Raw genomic sequence first — 17,215 nt, 5'->3', positions numbered from 1 at the left:
AAACGGTGCCTCTTTTGTGCAAGAGCGCCGTTTTCTTTGTTCCAGTTAAGATAATTAGAGTTTCAAATATTAGAAAAACGACAGTTTTATATTTATCTCGCTACTTTTGGGCAGTAAGATCCCAACCTCAAGATGCAGAGAAAGTGAAGAAAATAGGTGGGGATGAAGAAATCCTACTTGATGGAAGTTTCACTTTATAAATCTATTTTGCGTGTATGAATCATATAAAAATAGCTTGTTTTATTGACGGAATTACATATATTTCCGTATGATGATAATGAAGCCACGGCACATGAAGTTTTTAACATATCTATATAAATGCTGATACATGACAAAGGAAAGCCTCTTGAATGAAAGGATTTGTCAATGATACCAGAAGCTTCGCATAAGTTATAAAATTTTAAAAAATGCTGGCATGATTCCTGAAGAAATGCAGCTACAAAAAGATATGTTAAAAATCGAAGATCTGATTGCTTGCTGTCACGATGAAGCAGAAAGAAGGCAATTATAAGAAGAATTAATTGCAAAATCGCTTCGTCTTCAGCAAATGCTAGAAAGGCGTAAATTAAAAGAAACATCAGTATTTGGCACATATCGTAAAAAGATATTTCAAAAATTCATGTAAGAAAGAGGGATTTGCATGAAACAATTCTCAAATATAGAAGAACTAACAGCATATATTGAACAACAGCCATTATTACTACTATTTATTAAAACTGAAGATTGCGGTGTATGCGACGTTATGCTCGAAAAAATAACACAATTACTCGAACATCATTCGAATGTGGAAAGAATTGTTGTTTCATTAGAGGATATGAGGGAAATTTCAGGGCAATATTTAGTGTTTACTGCACCAACTGTTTTACTATTTTACGGTGGAAAAGAAATAGTACGAGAATCTCGTTTCATTTCTTTGGAGAATATAAATCGTATTCTACAAATGATTGAATAGTGAAAGGGGGATTTAAAATGGAAATATTAGTAGGCGCTGTGCTTTTTATTATACTATTTTGGATTATTGTAAAAGTAATTGTATCTAGTGAAAGAAAGCGGGCACAAAAACAATATAAGTCTGATGCAACGGGTAGTACAACGTATACTGCTACACCATTTTTTTTCGCAGGACCTAGTGAGAGTTCAGGAGATTGTGATAGTTCTTTTGGTGGAGATGGTGGAGATGGCGGAGATGGTGGAAGTTGTGGTGGCGATTGAAGTTAATATGGAAATGCGTCTGAAAAGGCGCATTTCTTACTGTTTTGAAATTTAAACAAACGTTTGATTAGTTGGGGCAAAGCCTTGTGAAATGTATTAAACAAACGTTTGATTAATAAGGGAACTCATATCGATTAATAAAGATAAAAAGATATAAAGAGGGAATATAGAATGGAAAAAAAGCCGAAAGTAAAAAATAAAGGGAAGATGATTGCATTTGCTTTAGTAGGGGTAGGCGTTATTTTATTTAAGGTCGCGTTAAAAATAGGGAAACTGTATGCGATTCATAATTGGATTGACAAGATGTTTTCTTAAATAGGGGTCACCTTACATACCCATCAACTTAAGAAATTGGTTGTTCCCCAAAACGCAAAAAATGCACTAAATTCTCATAAATAACTGTTGTAGTGATATAAAATTTTCGTTTTGGGGATACTTCAAAATATTAGCTTGATGGACATGGGGCGGCACCCCAATATGCTTGGATTAAAATCATTGCAAACAGCTAAAAAAGTGATTGCTGGAATAGAAGTTATGCCTATAATCAAAAAAGGACAAACTCCCCAAGGTGAGAAGTTTGTCCAAAACAGATATATCTTATCTATAATTTCTTTGGTTTAACAGCATAAAATTCATTTCCGCTAGGAATCTTTCGTTCTTTTTTCATTTCCCACTATTTTTGCAACAGAACCAACAATAGTGAATTAGAATAATGATCTAATACTTGCTAGGACAGTAAGTATACCTATAATAATGACAAATACGTTGCTCGCTTTCCCTCTGTATTTAGCTAGTACTGGTACTTTGCGGATCGCATACATTGGTAATAGACATAAGATAGCAGCAACTAACGGACCACTAAGGGCATCAATGATTCCAAGAATACTTGGATTTGCATAAGCAACATACCAGCATGTTAATACAACAAAAGTAAGGATCATTGTCTTAACTGTTTTTTCTCCCATATTTTTTCCGCGTTTTTTACCGACCTTGATAATCATGTCACGCATTACCTCATATGCTCCTATATAATGGCCAAGGAAGGACTTTGTTATAGCCATAAAAGCAATGATAGGAGCTGCAATAGTGATGACAGGCGAATTAAGCTCATTAGCAAGATATGATAGAATTGATAAGTTCTCTTCTTTTGCTTTTATAAGATCAGCTGGAGTCAAACTCAATGTACTGCTCCAAACAAAGAACATAACAACAGCGAATGTCATGATATAACAAGCTTTTTGTATTTGAGCACATTTGGCATCAGTAGCTTCTATTCCATAGGTTGCTCTCTGTTTCATAACAAATGATGAAATCATAGGCGAATGATTGAACGAGAATACTATGATTGGTAGTATCATCAATATCGTTCCAAAATATCCTGTGCCTGTTGAAGCAGTAGAAACACTTGAAAAACTAAGCATTGACGTATTCCACTGTGGAATCAAAGATATTGCGATAAAAAGTAGAGAAGCTATGAAAGGATATACTAGCATGCTCATTATCTTTACAGTGATATCTTGACCAAAATTTAATATAGCTATAAGACCGAGTACTAATACAAGCGATAAAATGGCCCTTGGAGGCTCCTGCATGTGCAATTGATTCACGATAAAGCTACTTGCAGTATTTGTAAGTGCAACCGAATACATCAGCACAATAGTATAAATTGAGACGAAATATACTATATTAAAAATTATACTTGCCTTATTTCCGAAATACTCTCTTATTGTACCTGTAATCCCCTCTTCAGCAGAATTAGAAGCGTATATCATTTTAGCAAGCGCTCTATGTGAGTAGTACATAACAGGAAATGCAAGTATGGTAATTAACAGTAATGATAATAAACCACCTGAACCTGCATTAATAGGTAAAAAGAGTACTCCTGCTCCAATTGCTGTTCCAAAAAGGCTCAATGCCCAGGTAGTATCCTGTTTATGCCACTTTTTAGGATCTGGATATTTCTCATTTTTTACTGCAGTATTTTCAGCTTGAAATTCTATTTTTTTTGCAGTATTCCCATTCATATAATAATTCCTCCTTGTATCCTATTCTTACGTCTCTTTTTAAGGCTTAGGAATATTGGCCCAATCACATCAAAACAACTTTTGTATTTAACAACTAAGCCCCCATAATGTATTGTTTTTAACTGCAGTTGAATCTAAGTTATTAGAATGTCCAATTCAAAATATGTTCCGGCTTTTATTTTCTACAATTACATTTGTTCCAAAAATCAGAACATAAGATTCGGATGGTAACGCTTCCACTTTTATGTTAAATAAATTTCCCTTTCTGATTACAAAAGGAAGCGTATCAGTATGTCCAATTTTAGAAGTTTAGAATTTTTGCACCAGAACTTGGTTTGATATTTTCTCTGGAGGTAATAGATTATCTCCTGACGCCCTCATTATAGCTTGCATATTTATGAGTTTTAATATTTTTTTATTTTTAGAAAGATTGAATAAACAGAATCTTGAATAGATAATAAATTACACTTGGCATGTAGCAGTTGTGCCCATCGTTTGAATCTGTATTAGTTAGTAGAAAGAAAATAATAATACAGTTTTCCTTTGATTAACACATCGATTATATTGGAAGACCATTACAAAGATAATTATACTTTCCTTTGTTGAAACATCTTATTTTAGACGGGAAAACTGTTATAATAAATGATTCATGCAGATGTAAAGGAATAAATGAAAGAAATATAAAATCTCCTTAGGATATTTATTATTAATCTTGAATTTATATTCATTTTTCAGAAAAAAGGAACTTCTTTTTGTATAAATCTTGGACATACTGATATTATTACTTTACAAAAGGTGTGTGATTAGTATGGAAAAAGAACAGTTATTTAGGTTCTGGTGTAAAAAAGAGAATAAAATGCATATATCCCTAACAGAATTGTATCTTATGCTATAAGGCCCAGTACCAGCTGTGGTTGCTGCAAAAGTAAAGCAGAAACACTTGCTTGTTTTTGGAATTATCATTTTAGCCGTTTCATTTGTTTTAGAAGGATTTTCTACTTCATTTTGGATTACGGTATGTATGCGTTTTGTAACAGGAATTTGTTTAGCGTGTGTAAATATCGTAATAGGAACTTTCATGATTCAGCTTGTAGCTGACAATATGATTGGCCGGGTAAACGGAACTATATTGCCGTTATTTATGAGCACGATGTTAATAGGTGTTTCTTTAGGGGGGATATTGAAGGAAGCGACTTCCCTTATTACAGTGTTTAGTGTAGCAGCTGTACTTGTCGTAATTGCTGTCTTGCCGATACTCAAAATGAAGATGACACAAAAACAAGAAATGCAGAAAGTAAATCAATTATAAAAAAACTCTCCCACTAGCATAAGTTGGGAGAGTTTCTTTATTACCCCGCTTTAATGGGCAGTAAGCCCCCCTCACCTCAAGATGAAGAGAAAAACGAGGAAGCTAGGTGGGGGGGAACTGCCCATAAAAGCCCGATTGGTTCAACTAACCATCAGTGGGGGATGAAAAAATCCCCACTGATGGAAGTTTCACTTTATAATGTTTCTGATTTTGGAGAAGGTGGTGTTACAGAAGCAGAAGAGCCCTCTGGTACGCGTGTTAACAGAAATCCACCGATAATAAATAATATGATAATACTTAAAACACCAACGTTTGTTTTGCCTGTTAATTGCGTTGTGACACCGACGAGAACAGGACCCATAATGGCAGCGAATTTACCAAATATGTTATAAAATCCAAAGAATTCGTTTGCTGATTCTTTCGGAATGAGCTTTGCAAAATAGGAGCGGCTTAACGCTTGAATACCGCCTTGTGAAGTAGCAACGAGCATCGCTAAAATCCAGAAATCCAGCGTTGTTTTTAGGAAATAGGCGTACGTACAAATAATAATATAAATAATAATACCGACATATAGCATTTTCTTTCCGGTAAATGTTTCAGATAACTTGCCATATAACAATGCAAATGGGCAGGCGACGATTTGCGTAACGAATAAAATAATTAATAAATTTGTTGCATTAATCCCAAGGTCTGTTCCATATGCTGTTGACATTGTAATGATTGTGTCGACTCCATCAATATAGAAGAAATAGGCAAGGAGGAAGAAAAAAACAGTTCGGTATTGACGGATATTTTTAAATGTATAAGCAAGGCGTTTAAAGCTTGTCACAACAGGATTTGGATCACGTTCGATAAAATAACGTTGTTCAACATTTTTTAACATAGGGATGGTAAAGAGTCCCCACCAAAGTGCTGTAATTGCGAATGAAATTTGGCTTGCCACGCCGACTGATAATGGGATGATACTTTTTTGTGAAAGAATAATAAGGGCCATGCAGCCGATAAATGGAATTGTGCTCCCGATATAGCCAAGAGCAAAGCCGCGTGTTGAAATACGGTTCATTCGGTCCTCTGTCGTCACATCTATTAAAAACGCATCGTAAAAAATATTTGCTCCTGCAAATCCAATTAAAGCGAGCATATAACAGCCAAGTAAGAGAATCCACTGCGAAGTTGGTACTACTGCCAACATACTTGTAAAAATAATGCCTAATAGGAAAAAGAATGTGAAGAAACGTTTCTTAAATCCTTTATAATCAGCAATTGTACCAAGAATTGGAGCAAGTATAGACACCATAAGTGTCGCAAAGGAATTTGCATATCCCCAATATGCAGTTGATGTTGTACCTGCAAGTCCAGCTTCTTTAGCGGCTGCTTTAAAGTAGATTGGAAATACAGCAGTTGTAATAACAAGTGAATACACTGAGTTTGCCCAGTCATATAATATCCAGCTTTTTTCCTGCCTGGACATTTTTTTCATATATGTTCCTCCCTCAACTAATCTAATGTTATTGTACAAAAAGGCGTTTATAAAAAAGAGAAACTAACTGAATGTTTACATATTTTTTACACAACTTTACAATTGCAATAACTCTTCTATTACAGTGCCATCTGTTTCACCAAGATGTAATCCAAGCAATCTTGCAATCGTAGGACCTTCATCAATAAGCCGCATACGTGGAATAATTGCTCCTTGACGAATACCCTTACCAGCTGCCATGAAAATTGTTTCGTAATTTGGTTTTGATGGAGAATAGCCATGAGTACCAAACGTATATTTTTTACTAGAGGTCACATCTTCTCTTGTAATCTCTCTTATCAGGTCTCCGGTATGATTTTCTAAAAAGTAATACCCTTCTCGAGCCTCAAGCATAAAGAGGCAATTTCCATCAGCTCCGCGATCTTTTGCTTCTTCATCTGTTAATAGAAACTCAATTCCGTTTTGGTCATCTTGCATGATTTCTTGCAGTAAACGGTGCAAACTTCCAATTGTGTCTGTATCATTTTTATCTTTTACGTATACATATGCTGAACCATCACAGCTTTGGCAATAAGCTTTCCAATTTGTTACTTCTCCTTTTTTGTTCACAGTAAGGAATCCTTTTTCACGCAATAAGACATTTAATTGAATAGCCTTATGCTCATCTAATGCGCTATGATCCCCAAGTGCAATGATAGTTGTTTCTTCATAAATGCCGCTTTCTTTTAACGCCTCAACAATTGCACCTAGACGTTTGTCGTGGCGATGAATAGCTGCTACTGTTTCTTCAGAAGAAAATCCATGGTAATGGCGCTGTGTATCTAAATCGGTAAAGTGAACAAACATAAGGTTTGGCTTTTTCGTTTGAATTGTGTGTACCGCAGAAGCGAGAACAAAATTATCTAGCTCTGGTTGTGACAAACCGTTCCGAATATGACCAAAGCGCTGATTTAATTCTAGTTGATACAATGGACTTCCACTGAATAGGGAGACGAGTACTTGATTTTGCCATGGCCGATTTGGGAAAATTTCTGGCATGTTGTAATCAATTTTTGCTCTTCCTGTGACAGGCCATAGAAGTGCTGCTGTTTTTAAGTTTGCCTTTCGCGCTTCATCATAAAGGGTTGTTCCTTTAATAGAACGGCGGTACCAGTGCCAGTCGGGTGATTCTTTTCCAGGTTGCAGTAGTGTATTGTTTACAACACCATGTTTTGCAGGATAATTTCCTGTCACAATCGTTGCATGACTTGGATATGTAACAGATGGATAAATACTCTCGACTTTTTCAGCGTACGCACCATGTTTTAGTAAAGAACGAAAGTGAGGAAGTGTTTGTAATATAGGAAAATCTAAAGCCGATAAACAATCAAAAGATAAAACAATAACATGTTTTGTTGCAGGTTTGTTCATAGAAAATACCTCCACAAGTTTCTATATCCTATTTATATATATTACTATTAGTACTTTGTGATAAAAACTTATCTTTTAAAAAAGTATTTTTAAAATTTTCAGACTTTATAACATATAATATATTTAGGAGGAGAAGGGGGTGGAAAAGGTGGAGATCTTTTGGATAATCAGTATTATCACAACGGTTGTTGTTTTTTTAATTTCGTTTATGTTACGGAAAAGCTTTCCGAATCGTTCGTTTGACATTGCCTTTGGACTTATTGTGATTATAATTTGTTTCGTTTGTTTTTTATTCACATTGTTTTTCATTGGTGGATGGGAAGGCATGGCATATGGTTTTCTATGTTTCTTTATCCTAATCGGAACAATTACTGGGATGTTACTTCACCAAGTCGTAAAATTTTTTCGAGATAAATATATATAATACAAGTATAAAACAAAATAAAATGAAAAGAATATACAAGAATCAGAAAATTTTATATTGCTTTACAACAAAGTGTGTATTATGATAATCAACAAATTTATATCGTTATGACGATGAAAAAGGATTAGTACATGTTCAATCTTTTTGCAGAGAGAGAATCCAGTGGCTGAGAGATTCTTAAAAGATAATATGGAACCTACCTTTGAGTTCTGCATATGCAGCGGGAAATTCCCGTTATCAAACAAGAGAGCATATACATGTTGTATATGAATCAGGGTGGTAACGCCGGCAAAAGCTCGGTCCCTATTATAGGGACACGGGCTTTTTTTATTTTTTTGAAGGAGGAAAAGTAGATGGTAAAAGAACAAGTACAAGCCATTACAAAAATGGAAGAAGATTTCGCACAGTGGTATACCGATATTGTAAAGAAAGCTGAGCTTGTTGATTATTCAAGTGTAAAAGGATGTATGATTTTACGTCCATATGGTTATGGGATCTGGGAAAATATTCAAAAAGTGATGGACGGAAAATTAAAAGAAACAGGGCATGAGAATGTGTATATGCCAATGTTTATTCCAGAAAGTTTACTTCAAAAAGAGAAAGATCATGTGGAAGGTTTTGCACCAGAAGTAGCGTGGGTTACGCATGGAGGAAGTGAAGAATTAGCAGAGCGTCTTTGTGTTCGTCCAACATCAGAAACGTTATTCTGTGAGCACTTCTCGAAAATTGTTCAGTCGTATAATGATTTACCAAAGTTATATAACCAATGGTGTTCAGTTGTACGTTGGGAAAAAACAACGCGTCCGTTCTTACGCACAACTGAATTTTTATGGCAAGAAGGTCATACAATTCATGAAACAGCGGAAGAATCACAGCAAGAAACGCTTAATATTTTAGATATATATGCGTCGTTTTGTGAAGAGTATTTAGCTATTCCAGTTATAAAAGGGCAGAAGACGGAAAAAGAAAAGTTTGCAGGTGCTAAAGCAACTTATACAATTGAAAGTTTAATGCATGATGGTAAGGCACTACAGACGGGCACGTCACATAACTTTGGCACTAACTTCACCGAGGCGTTTGATATTAAATTTTTAGATCGAAATGGAAAATGGCAGTATGCACATCAAACATCTTGGGGTGTAACAACGAGAATGATTGGTGCACTTATTATGGTGCACAGCGATAATAATGGACTTGTGTTACCACCAAAGATTGCGCCAACGCAAGTGATGATTGTACCAATTGCCCAGCACAAAGAAGGCGTGTTAGAAAAAGCAACTGAGCTTCAAACTCGTATTCAGAAAGTTGCGCGTGTGAAAATGGATGCAAGCAACAAAACACCAGGCTGGAAGTTTAATGAATATGAGATGAAGGGAGTACCAATTCGCTTAGAAGTAGGGCCGAAAGATATTGAAAAAAATCAAGTTGTCCTTGTACGCCGTGATACAAAAGAGAAAGAATTTGTATCTATAAACGAATTAGAAGAACGTATTACAACATTACTTGATGACATTCAGCAGTCTCTTTTTGAAAAAGCAAAAGTATTTCGTGAAGAAAAAACATATATAGCTACTACTTTTGAAGAAATGAAACAAGTAGCAGAAGAAAAACAAGGGTTTATTAAAGCGATGTGGTGCGGAAGTCTTGATTGTGAAGAAAAGTTGAAAGAAGAAGTAGGTGTTACATCACGTTGTATGCCATTTGAACAAGAGGAATTAGCTAAACAATGTGTGTGCTGTGAGAAAGATGCGAAGCATATGGTGTATTGGGGTAAGGCGTATTAAGTAGTTCAAATGATTTATTTTAATTTAAAAGAAAAAAGAGTGAAATCCAAACACAAAAGGATCTCACTCTTTTTAAATTTTTATAGGGTATATAGCTGCTACCATAGCTTTGTCAATCAATATTTTGAGCTGTTAGAAAATTAGGTTTGTATAATAAATGAGAAGGATAACTCTTTTATCCCACCCGCAGCATTGGCCCCGCCTTCGCCATATGCTTTGATAGCCACCGGTGCTATCCTACCTATAATCATTATAACAGAAAGCGCTTACAATGTGAAAGTTTAAATAAAAAAATTGTGCATAGATTGTCCAATAAATTCCTGCTTCTTACATCAGTGCGATGAAATCAAATAGATGTTTTCGTATAATTAACAAATTATTCTTTTTCTCAATCTATGAAAAATGCTACAATATAAAGAAAGAATACAATATTTTCCTAGGTGGAAAGTGATTGAAAGGAAGAGACTTCATGCCTATTATTTTAGAAAAAGGACAGAAGATCGACTTAACGAAAGGACAACCTGGTTTAACAAAGTTACAAGTTGGCCTGGGTTGGGATCCGCTTGAAAAATCAGGTGGATTTTTATCTTCATTGTTTGGAAGTAAGCCGAATATTGACTGTGATGCATCTGTGATTATGCTTGAAAATGATCGCTTTTTAAATAAACATGACCTTATTTATTTTGGAAATAAATTATCTTCTTGCGGAAGTATTGTTCATTCAGGTGATAATTTAACAGGTGAAGGAGCGGGCGATGATGAAACTATCTTTGTGGAATTATCAAAAGTTCCATCTAGAGTGAACCGCTTAATATTTGTTGTAAATATTTATGATTGTGTGAATCGTCGTCAAGACTTTGGAATGATTCGCAATGCGTATATTCGTATTCAAAATCCACAAACACATGAAGAGTTGGTACGTTATAATTTAACGGATAACTACGGCGGAAAGACGACGCTAATTGCTGGTGAAATATATCGTGATAACGGTGAATGGAAATTCTCTGCAATTGGAGACGGAGCACAAGCTAAAAACTTAAGCGAAATTGTAACGCGTTATCAATAATCTTTAAGGAGGCGCTATATATGGCAGCTATTTCATTACAAAAAGGACAAAAGGTAGATTTAACGAAAACAAATCCAGGTCTTTCAAAAGTAATTGTTGGTCTTGGCTGGGATACAAATAAATATGATGGACAAGCTGATTTTGATTTAGACGTAAGTATTTTCTTAGTTGGTGCAAACGGTAAAGTTGGCGGAGGAGAAGACTTTGTTTTCTACAACAATCCAACTGGAGCGAATGGTTCTGTACAGCATTTAGGGGATAACCGTACAGGGGATGGTGCAGGAGACGATGAAACAATTAAAGTGGATTTGAAAAATGTTCCTGCGCATATTGAACGCATTTGTTTTACGATTACAATTTATGATGGAGAAGGTCGTCGTCAAAATTTTGGACAAGTGTCTAACTCCTTTGTACGCATTTTAGATGAAGAGAAGAATACAGAGCTAATTCGCTATGATTTAGGTGAAGACTTCTCAATTGAAACAGCGGTTGTAGTAGGTGAATTATACCGTCATAACAATGACTGGAAGTTCAATGCGATTGGAAGCGGCTTCCAAGGCGGATTAGCAGCTTTATGTAAAAACTTTGGTTTAGATGTAGAGTAAAGAATCTGTGTAAATAGAGGTGAATAGATATGGTCATTCAGTTACAAAAAGGCCAAAAAATTGATTTAGGTAAGACAAGCCCAGGCCTTACGAAAGCAATTATTGGTCTTGGCTGGGATATTAAACAATATGACGGTGGATCTGATTATGATTTAGATGCATCGGCTTTCTTATTAAATCAAGATGGTAAATGTACGAAGGAAACAGACTTTATCTTTTATAATAATTTACAATCACCGTGCGGCTCTGTTGCACATACAGGAGATAATCGTACGGGGGCTGGTGATGGTGATGATGAGCAGCTTGTTGTTGATTTAAGTAAAGTACCGGCTGATGTACATCGTATTGCCATTACAGTAACGATTTATGATGCAGAGGGGCGCCGTCAAAACTTTGGACAAGTTGCCAATGCTTTTGTTCGTTTAGCCAACGAAGAAACAAATGAAGAAGTGCTTCGCTATGATTTAGGGGAAGATTTCTCCATTGAAACAGCAGTTGTCTTTTGTGAATTATACCGTCATAATGGACAGTGGAAGTTTAATGCTGTCGGAAGCGGCTTCCAAGGTGGACTAGGTGCGCTTGTAAGAGCGTACGGCTTGGATGCGTAAGAAGGAAGCGACTTTCGTTTCCTTCTTTTCCGCTTTTTAGAAATTTACAAAGAGAATAGGAGTCAACAACGATATGGAGATTTTACATGGAATCCTTAATACGTATGCCCAGTTCTTTGATTGGGATATGTGGGTAAAAGTATTAACAGATCCAGTATCTTGGGGATTAATTGGTACGCTTGTTGTTTTGGAAGGGTTGTTATCTGCTGATAACGCACTTGTATTAGCAGTTATGGTAAAACATCTTCCAGCAGAAAAGCGTAAAAAAGCTTTATTTTACGGACTTATTGGTGCGTATGTATTTCGTTTTCTTGCCATCGGAATTGGTATGTACTTAATTAAATTAGCATGGGTAAAAGTACTGGGAGCTCTTTACCTTGCATGGCTTTCTTTGAAACACTTCATTGATAAATCTAAAGGAAATGAAGAAGACGAAGAAGCTCATGGTATGAAGCAAGATAGCATTCTATTTAGAATGTTTGGCATGTTCTGGGGAACAGTTGTAATGGTCGAACTAATGGATATCGCGTTCTCTGTAGATAGCGTTCTTGCGGCATTTGGTGTTTCAAATGAAGTATGGATTCTGCTTCTTGGAGGAATGCTTGGTATTTTAATGATGCGCGGTATTGCAGGTGTATTTTTAAGATTACTAGAGCGTATTCCAGAGCTTGAAACGACAGCATATATATTAATTGCAATTATTGCTGTGAAAATGTTCCTTTCTGTATTCCATATTGAAATGCCGCATTGGATGTTCTTTACGATTTTAGTTATTGCATTTGGGGCTACATTTATTGTGCATAATATGAAAACATCTCGCCAAACTCGTGAAGAGGTGGCAGCTTCTAAGAAAGAAGATTAATAGGTTAATAGACTAAATGGGCTTGCTCTTTACATGGGCGCCCATTTTTTATAAACGTTTCGTTTGGAGGTGAACGAGTGTGTTTTCACGTTTTATATTTCACCCACAGCTATTGGGCGAGGAAGAAGCATTTAAACAATTTGAAATGGGTTTAGCAAAGCGCCCACATTATGAATTGACAGAGAATGATATACATTTTAGCTATGTTGGATGCCGCATTCTTGGTGTACCGAATGATGTGGATGGATACTATAACCAGTTATTTGAGTATAGTCAAAATGAGAATATCACTGTGCTTCATGAACAAAATTTAAATAAAGTCATTCCTTCAGAGAAGCTTCGTGATATTCAAGAAGTTTTTTCATTACATCAACAAGCACCAAACGGTTTAACTGTAAATCGTCTCGTTGCTCATTTATCGGGAAAACGTTTGTTGCCTGAAGTTGACCATCCAGATATACAACACTACATACATACAACTTTTATTTCAATTTTAAAGCTGTACGAAAAACAGCACAATCAATCATTAAAAACAGAAGGTTTCCGCCGTTTCTTAATTGATATGATTAAGCTAAGTGAAAATTACGTTTCAAAATGGTTTTCACAAAAGGATTACAAAGTACAAATGCCCCAGATTATATGGTATGGTGATGCGTCAGAAAGTCAAATTTACTTTTTATACTTTCTTATTATGCTCGGATGTGATGTATTGTATTATCATCCAGAAGGAAAAGATGGATTTGAACAGGTTGATGAAGAAAGTCGCACGTTTGTAATTTCGCATCCGAGTCGGATTTCCCTTGAACCATTTCCAGATAAAAAGCGGGAGCGCGTTGCAACAGTTGCATATCAAGCGTCGAAAGAAATTGAGCAAGTGCTTCATCATGATAATTCACTCTTATATAAACCGTGGCAATTTCGAGCATATACACCAGTTGCGCGTACATTAAAGACAACATATGATGAACTGTTTATCCTTACGAAAGAGAAGGCATTTATAAGACCAACATTCTTTGTAGAAAATCAACATATTTATATTCCATCGTTATTTGCAAAAGTGTCCGGTGTTTCTAAAAATGAGAAAGAGTATTTTCAAAGATTGAAAATATTAACGTCGTATGAAAACAGTATATTAATAAATCAATTTCCGTTTACGAAAGAACAGAAAGCCAATTTTCAATTTCATTATCGCGACGCATTAGATCGTTCTGGAAAGCTTAATGCACAGAAAATCATTCAAAGTCATTGGTGGCCGCATAAACGCTTGCCAGAAGGATTACAATACGGCATTGCTGAAGCGATTATTCATACATGTGAAAGTCAGCTTTACAAGAGAATGGGAGCAGAAACAGAGCAAGATGCTGCTTTATATGTGTTTGCGCAGCTTTCACAAATTCCGCCGAACATACTTGAACAGCTTGAGAAATTTGACTATTCGCAAGAGGTACCAAAAATAGTTATATTCAACAATGAAAAAAGTGGAGAGCTTACGCGTTCCGATGCGATATTGATGCTCTTTTTAAATCATATTGGTGTAGATGTTTTACATTTTAATCCGACAGGACGTAATGATATTGAGCAGTACATTGAAGCGGAAGCTTTTGACTCACATTGGTTAGAAGAAGTGAGTTTTGATGTAGAGTTTCACGGCCCATCGGCCTATAAAAACTTATCAAATACTTTAAAAGGGCTATTTCGTCCATTTTTATAAAGGAAGGAAGATCCATATATGAATCCGATTGTATTAGATTCAAAAACAACAGAATTGAATGAACAAACATCACAAGATATCCGTCTGCAGTTAAGACAAGATCCTGAAGTACAGCGCATCTATAATGCGGTGGATATAAAAGATCAGCTGGAATTAATTGAGTTAGGAAAAGAGCCATCTGTAGAAATTTCACGATTTGCTGATCAAATTTTACAGACGATGACATTATCTAAGGTAGAAGATTCCGGTGAGCTATTAAAACAGCTTGGGAAAATTATGGACAAGTTTGATAGCAAAGATTTCGTTGAAGAAAAAGGCGGTTTTTTCTCTCGTTTATTTAAAAAAGGAAATCAAATGATTGAACAAATCTTTAATAAGTATCAAACGATGGGACGCGAAATGGATAAAGTATACGTGGAAATCACGAAATATCAAGATGAAATGAAGCGTTCAATCGGTACGTTAGATGGTTTGTATGAGCAAAACTTAAAATACTATTTAGATTTAGAGAAATACGTTGTTGCGGGTGAAATGCTACTTGAGCGTCTGCAAACAGAATTAGTTCCAATGTATGAAGAGCGCGTTCGTAACAATGATCAACTTGCAGGAATCGAGCTGGAATCATTAAAAAACTCTGTAGAGATTTTAGAGCAACGCATTGACGATTTAGAAAAAGCGCGTATGGTTGCACTATTAACAGCACCGCAAATTCGCATGATTCAACGTGGTAACAACAAGTTAATAGGGAAAATTAATACAGCGTTTATTACGACAATTCCTATTTTTAAAAATGGTATTATTCAAGCCGTAAATGCAAAACGTCAAAAGCTTGTTGCTGATTCAATGGCAGAACTTGACCGCCGCACAAACGAGCTATTGAAGAGAAATGCACAAAATATCGCGACACAAAGTGTAGAAGTAGCAAAATTGGCGGGTTCTTCAAGTGTTAAGATGGAAACTCTTGAAGAGACTTGGAATATTATTTCTAAAGGTGTTCAAGAGACACAACAAATTGAAGAACAAAACAAACGTGAACGTGAAGAAAGCCGTAAGCGTATGGCAGACTTAACGGATAGAATTAAAAAGGAAATGCAAGGATAATGACTGATATGAAGTGAAACTCCCATCAGTAGGGGGGCTTACTGCTCGCGAATAGCGGGATAAAAAAGGCAATGAGGATGCTCCTCATTGCCTTTTTATTTTATTTTTTAATTAATGAGCCTAATTCTTCTGTAATAGCTTGCATCTCACTAATACTAAATGTTTCGCGTTTCATAACGTGTTCATAAATGTCACGTAAATCTTCATACATATCTTCATTGAAATTTGAAGCTCTCATTGCTCCGGCGTTTACCATGCGTAATTTTTCTTTAATTGCTTCTACCATATATTCAACGTTTTCTTGTGTTTTTACAGATAAATCCACGAAAGTGCCCCCTTTTAAAGTAACATAGACTTATCTTAACATTTTTTATCATTTTCGTTAACGGAAGTTTGAACTCGTATTAAATTAGTACCTATTTCCTTTATAAGTAATTGTTGATTGTTTATACTAAATATAACAAATGCATCATGAAGGGAAGAAACAAATATGGTTCGAGTTTTATTTGTTTGTTTAGGAAACATTTGTCGTTCTCCGATGGCAGAAGCAATTTTTCGTGAGCTTGTAAAAAAAGAAGGATTAGAACAAGCGATTACTGTTGATTCTGCTGGAACCGGAGATTGGCATATCGGTCACCCGCCTCATCATGGCACACAAAAAATTTTAACAGAAAATGAAGTGTCCTTTGAAGGAATTAAAGCACGTCAAGTAGAAAAAGAAGACTTAACAAAGTTTGATTACATAATTGCAATGGACAATAAAAACTTAGACGACTTAAAGGCTTTAGGAAAAGCAGGCGGCTATATTGGCAGACTATCCGATTTTGTTCCAGACGGTGGCTGGACAGATGTTCCGGATCCATATTTTACAGGGAACTTTCAAGAAGTATATGACCTTGTAACAGAAGGATGTGCAAAATTGTTAGCGTTCATTCGAAATGAGCAAGGAATATAAGGATGTTAGTTCAGAAAGTATAATGTGAAACTTCCATTGGTGAGCATCGCTACTTATGGTTAGTTAAACCAATCGAGCTCTTATGGGGAGGTACCTCAAGGCTATCACCTTTAGGATTCATTGTCCGTTAGAGTGAGATAACTTTCTAACAAAATAGATGAAAGGGTGAAGGAATATGGAAAAGAAGGGAAATATTGTACGAAACATTGCAATCGGTGTGGCAGCAGGTGTGGCGGTTTCTATGTTAAAGAAAGAAAATCGTGAGAAAGTGAAGTATACGGCAGGAAAAGCGAAAACAAAAATGATTGAAATTGGTGAAAATGCAAAGCTAAAAGAGAAGATGCAAACAGTTACAGATAAAGGGCGCGAAATTGCTGACTTTAATGTTGTAAAAGCAAAAGTGGCAGAAATTAAAAAATTAACGCCAGCTGTTGTTGAAACATTAAAAGAGACGAAAGATATTTTTAACAAGAAGAAGAATAATGCGAAAGAGAAACCAGAAACAATTGAAATTCAAGCGGTTGTACCAACAGAAGAGCTAAAGACGGAAGAAGAACTGATTGTAGCAGAAGATAGCGGTACGAAGGAATCTATTGTAGAAGAGAAGAAGTCAGAAGCGTTTATTGAGCTAGAACAAAATCAAGAAGAAAAGAAAAGCGTTTAA

The 17,215-nt window shown here is 35.7% G+C and carries 17 protein-coding genes, 3 pseudogenes and 1 other annotated feature; of the genes and pseudogenes, 16 read left to right on the top strand and 4 right to left on the bottom strand.

Annotated elements, in window-relative coordinates:
• Positions 1-324: 324 nt before the first annotated feature.
• The 5 genes and pseudogenes from ACTDJC_RS17910 to ACTDJC_RS17890 all read left to right on the top strand — a co-directional run.
• A pseudogene (locus ACTDJC_RS17910) lies at positions 325-625 on the top strand (DnaJ family domain-containing protein); the annotation flags it as partial.
• A gap of 15 nt (positions 626-640) precedes the next feature.
• Positions 641-952 carry a thioredoxin family protein gene (locus ACTDJC_RS17905; protein WP_440604245.1) on the top strand — a complete coding sequence of 104 codons (312 nt, stop codon included), beginning with the start codon at positions 641-643 and terminating at the stop codon, positions 950-952.
• A 17-nt stretch (positions 953-969) separates the two neighbouring features.
• Entirely contained in the window at positions 970-1,212 is a 243-nt protein-coding gene (locus ACTDJC_RS17900; protein ID WP_440604244.1) for a hypothetical protein, read from the top strand.
• A gap of 171 nt (positions 1,213-1,383) precedes the next feature.
• Positions 1,384-1,527, top strand: a complete 144-nt coding sequence (locus ACTDJC_RS17895) for a histidine kinase (RefSeq protein ID WP_098309110.1) — start codon at positions 1,384-1,386, stop codon at positions 1,525-1,527.
• Positions 1,528-1,686: 159 nt separating this feature from the next.
• Positions 1,687-1,841: pseudogene (locus tag ACTDJC_RS17890) on the top strand (IS6 family transposase); the annotation flags it as partial.
• A gap of 75 nt (positions 1,842-1,916) precedes the next feature.
• On the opposite strand, the gene ACTDJC_RS17885 reads toward ACTDJC_RS17890, so the two are convergent.
• The gene (locus ACTDJC_RS17885) at positions 1,917-3,236 is read right to left on the bottom strand and encodes an amino acid permease (protein ID WP_098309109.1); all 1,320 of its coding nucleotides are present in this window, start codon (positions 3,234-3,236) and stop codon (positions 1,917-1,919) included.
• Between the two features lie 895 nt (positions 3,237-4,131).
• Between ACTDJC_RS17885 and ACTDJC_RS17880 the strand changes: the two are divergent.
• A pseudogene (locus ACTDJC_RS17880) lies at positions 4,132-4,545 on the top strand (MFS transporter); the annotation flags it as partial.
• Between the two features lie 193 nt (positions 4,546-4,738).
• Here the strand turns inward: ACTDJC_RS17880 and ACTDJC_RS17875 are convergent.
• Both ACTDJC_RS17875 and ACTDJC_RS17870 read right to left on the bottom strand, forming a co-directional pair.
• Complete coding sequence (locus ACTDJC_RS17875) at positions 4,739-6,025, bottom strand: MFS transporter (RefSeq protein ID WP_440604243.1); 1,287 nt, start codon at positions 6,023-6,025, stop codon at positions 4,739-4,741.
• A 96-nt stretch (positions 6,026-6,121) separates the two neighbouring features.
• Positions 6,122-7,435 (bottom strand): alkaline phosphatase family protein, encoded by a 1,314-nt coding sequence (locus tag ACTDJC_RS17870; protein WP_098309106.1) that lies wholly within the window; start codon positions 7,433-7,435, stop codon positions 6,122-6,124.
• A 148-nt stretch (positions 7,436-7,583) separates the two neighbouring features.
• Here ACTDJC_RS17870 and ACTDJC_RS17865 point away from each other — a divergent pair, with 148 nt between their 5' ends.
• The 8 genes from ACTDJC_RS17865 (at position 7,584) to ACTDJC_RS17830 (ending at position 15,596) form a co-directional block, all read left to right on the top strand.
• Positions 7,584-7,859 (top strand): YesK-like family protein, encoded by a 276-nt coding sequence (locus ACTDJC_RS17865; RefSeq protein ID WP_098309211.1) that lies wholly within the window; start codon positions 7,584-7,586, stop codon positions 7,857-7,859.
• A gap of 104 nt (positions 7,860-7,963) precedes the next feature.
• Positions 7,964-8,167: a binding site (T-box leader), on the top strand.
• Between the two features lie 45 nt (positions 8,168-8,212).
• Complete coding sequence (proS, locus tag ACTDJC_RS17860; RefSeq protein WP_440604242.1) at positions 8,213-9,643, top strand: proline--tRNA ligase; 1,431 nt, start codon at positions 8,213-8,215, stop codon at positions 9,641-9,643.
• 469 nt (positions 9,644-10,112) lie between these two features.
• Positions 10,113-10,709: a TerD family protein gene (locus ACTDJC_RS17855; RefSeq protein WP_440604241.1), complete on the top strand. Its 597-nt coding sequence runs from the start codon at positions 10,113-10,115 to the stop codon at positions 10,707-10,709.
• Positions 10,710-10,729: 20 nt separating this feature from the next.
• The gene (locus tag ACTDJC_RS17850; protein ID WP_253628488.1) at positions 10,730-11,314 is read left to right on the top strand and encodes a TerD family protein; all 585 of its coding nucleotides are present in this window, start codon (positions 10,730-10,732) and stop codon (positions 11,312-11,314) included.
• Between the two features lie 29 nt (positions 11,315-11,343).
• Positions 11,344-11,922: a TerD family protein gene (locus ACTDJC_RS17845; RefSeq protein ID WP_440604240.1), complete on the top strand. Its 579-nt coding sequence runs from the start codon at positions 11,344-11,346 to the stop codon at positions 11,920-11,922.
• A 73-nt stretch (positions 11,923-11,995) separates the two neighbouring features.
• Complete coding sequence (locus ACTDJC_RS17840; protein WP_440604239.1) at positions 11,996-12,784, top strand: TerC family protein; 789 nt, start codon at positions 11,996-11,998, stop codon at positions 12,782-12,784.
• A gap of 79 nt (positions 12,785-12,863) precedes the next feature.
• Positions 12,864-14,495, top strand: coding sequence for a YceG family protein (locus tag ACTDJC_RS17835; protein WP_440604238.1), 1,632 nt, complete (start codon positions 12,864-12,866; stop codon positions 14,493-14,495).
• A gap of 18 nt (positions 14,496-14,513) precedes the next feature.
• A complete protein-coding gene (locus tag ACTDJC_RS17830) occupies positions 14,514-15,596 on the top strand; it encodes a toxic anion resistance protein (RefSeq protein WP_440604237.1) in 1,083 nt (360 codons plus the stop codon).
• A 100-nt stretch (positions 15,597-15,696) separates the two neighbouring features.
• On the opposite strand, the gene ACTDJC_RS17825 is transcribed toward ACTDJC_RS17830, so the two are convergent.
• Positions 15,697-15,921, bottom strand: a complete 225-nt coding sequence (locus ACTDJC_RS17825; protein WP_098311126.1) for a DUF1128 domain-containing protein — start codon at positions 15,919-15,921, stop codon at positions 15,697-15,699.
• Between the two features lie 165 nt (positions 15,922-16,086).
• Between ACTDJC_RS17825 and ACTDJC_RS17820 the strand changes: the two genes are divergently transcribed.
• Together ACTDJC_RS17820 and ACTDJC_RS17815 are read left to right on the top strand one after the other, a co-directional pair.
• On the top strand, positions 16,087-16,551 hold the full coding sequence (locus ACTDJC_RS17820; RefSeq protein ID WP_098311125.1) for a low molecular weight protein-tyrosine-phosphatase: 465 nt from the start codon (positions 16,087-16,089) through the stop codon (positions 16,549-16,551).
• A 175-nt stretch (positions 16,552-16,726) separates the two neighbouring features.
• Complete coding sequence (locus ACTDJC_RS17815) at positions 16,727-17,215, top strand: DUF4075 domain-containing protein (protein WP_098311124.1); 489 nt, start codon at positions 16,727-16,729, stop codon at positions 17,213-17,215.

The organism is Bacillus sp. GB_SG_008, assembly GCF_052038115.1.
Classification (GTDB): Bacteria; Bacillota; Bacilli; order Bacillales; family Bacillaceae_G; genus Bacillus_A; species Bacillus_A rhizoplanae.
Note: the sequence above shows the minus strand (reverse complement) of the source record. Positions and strands in the feature narration are given on the sequence as shown.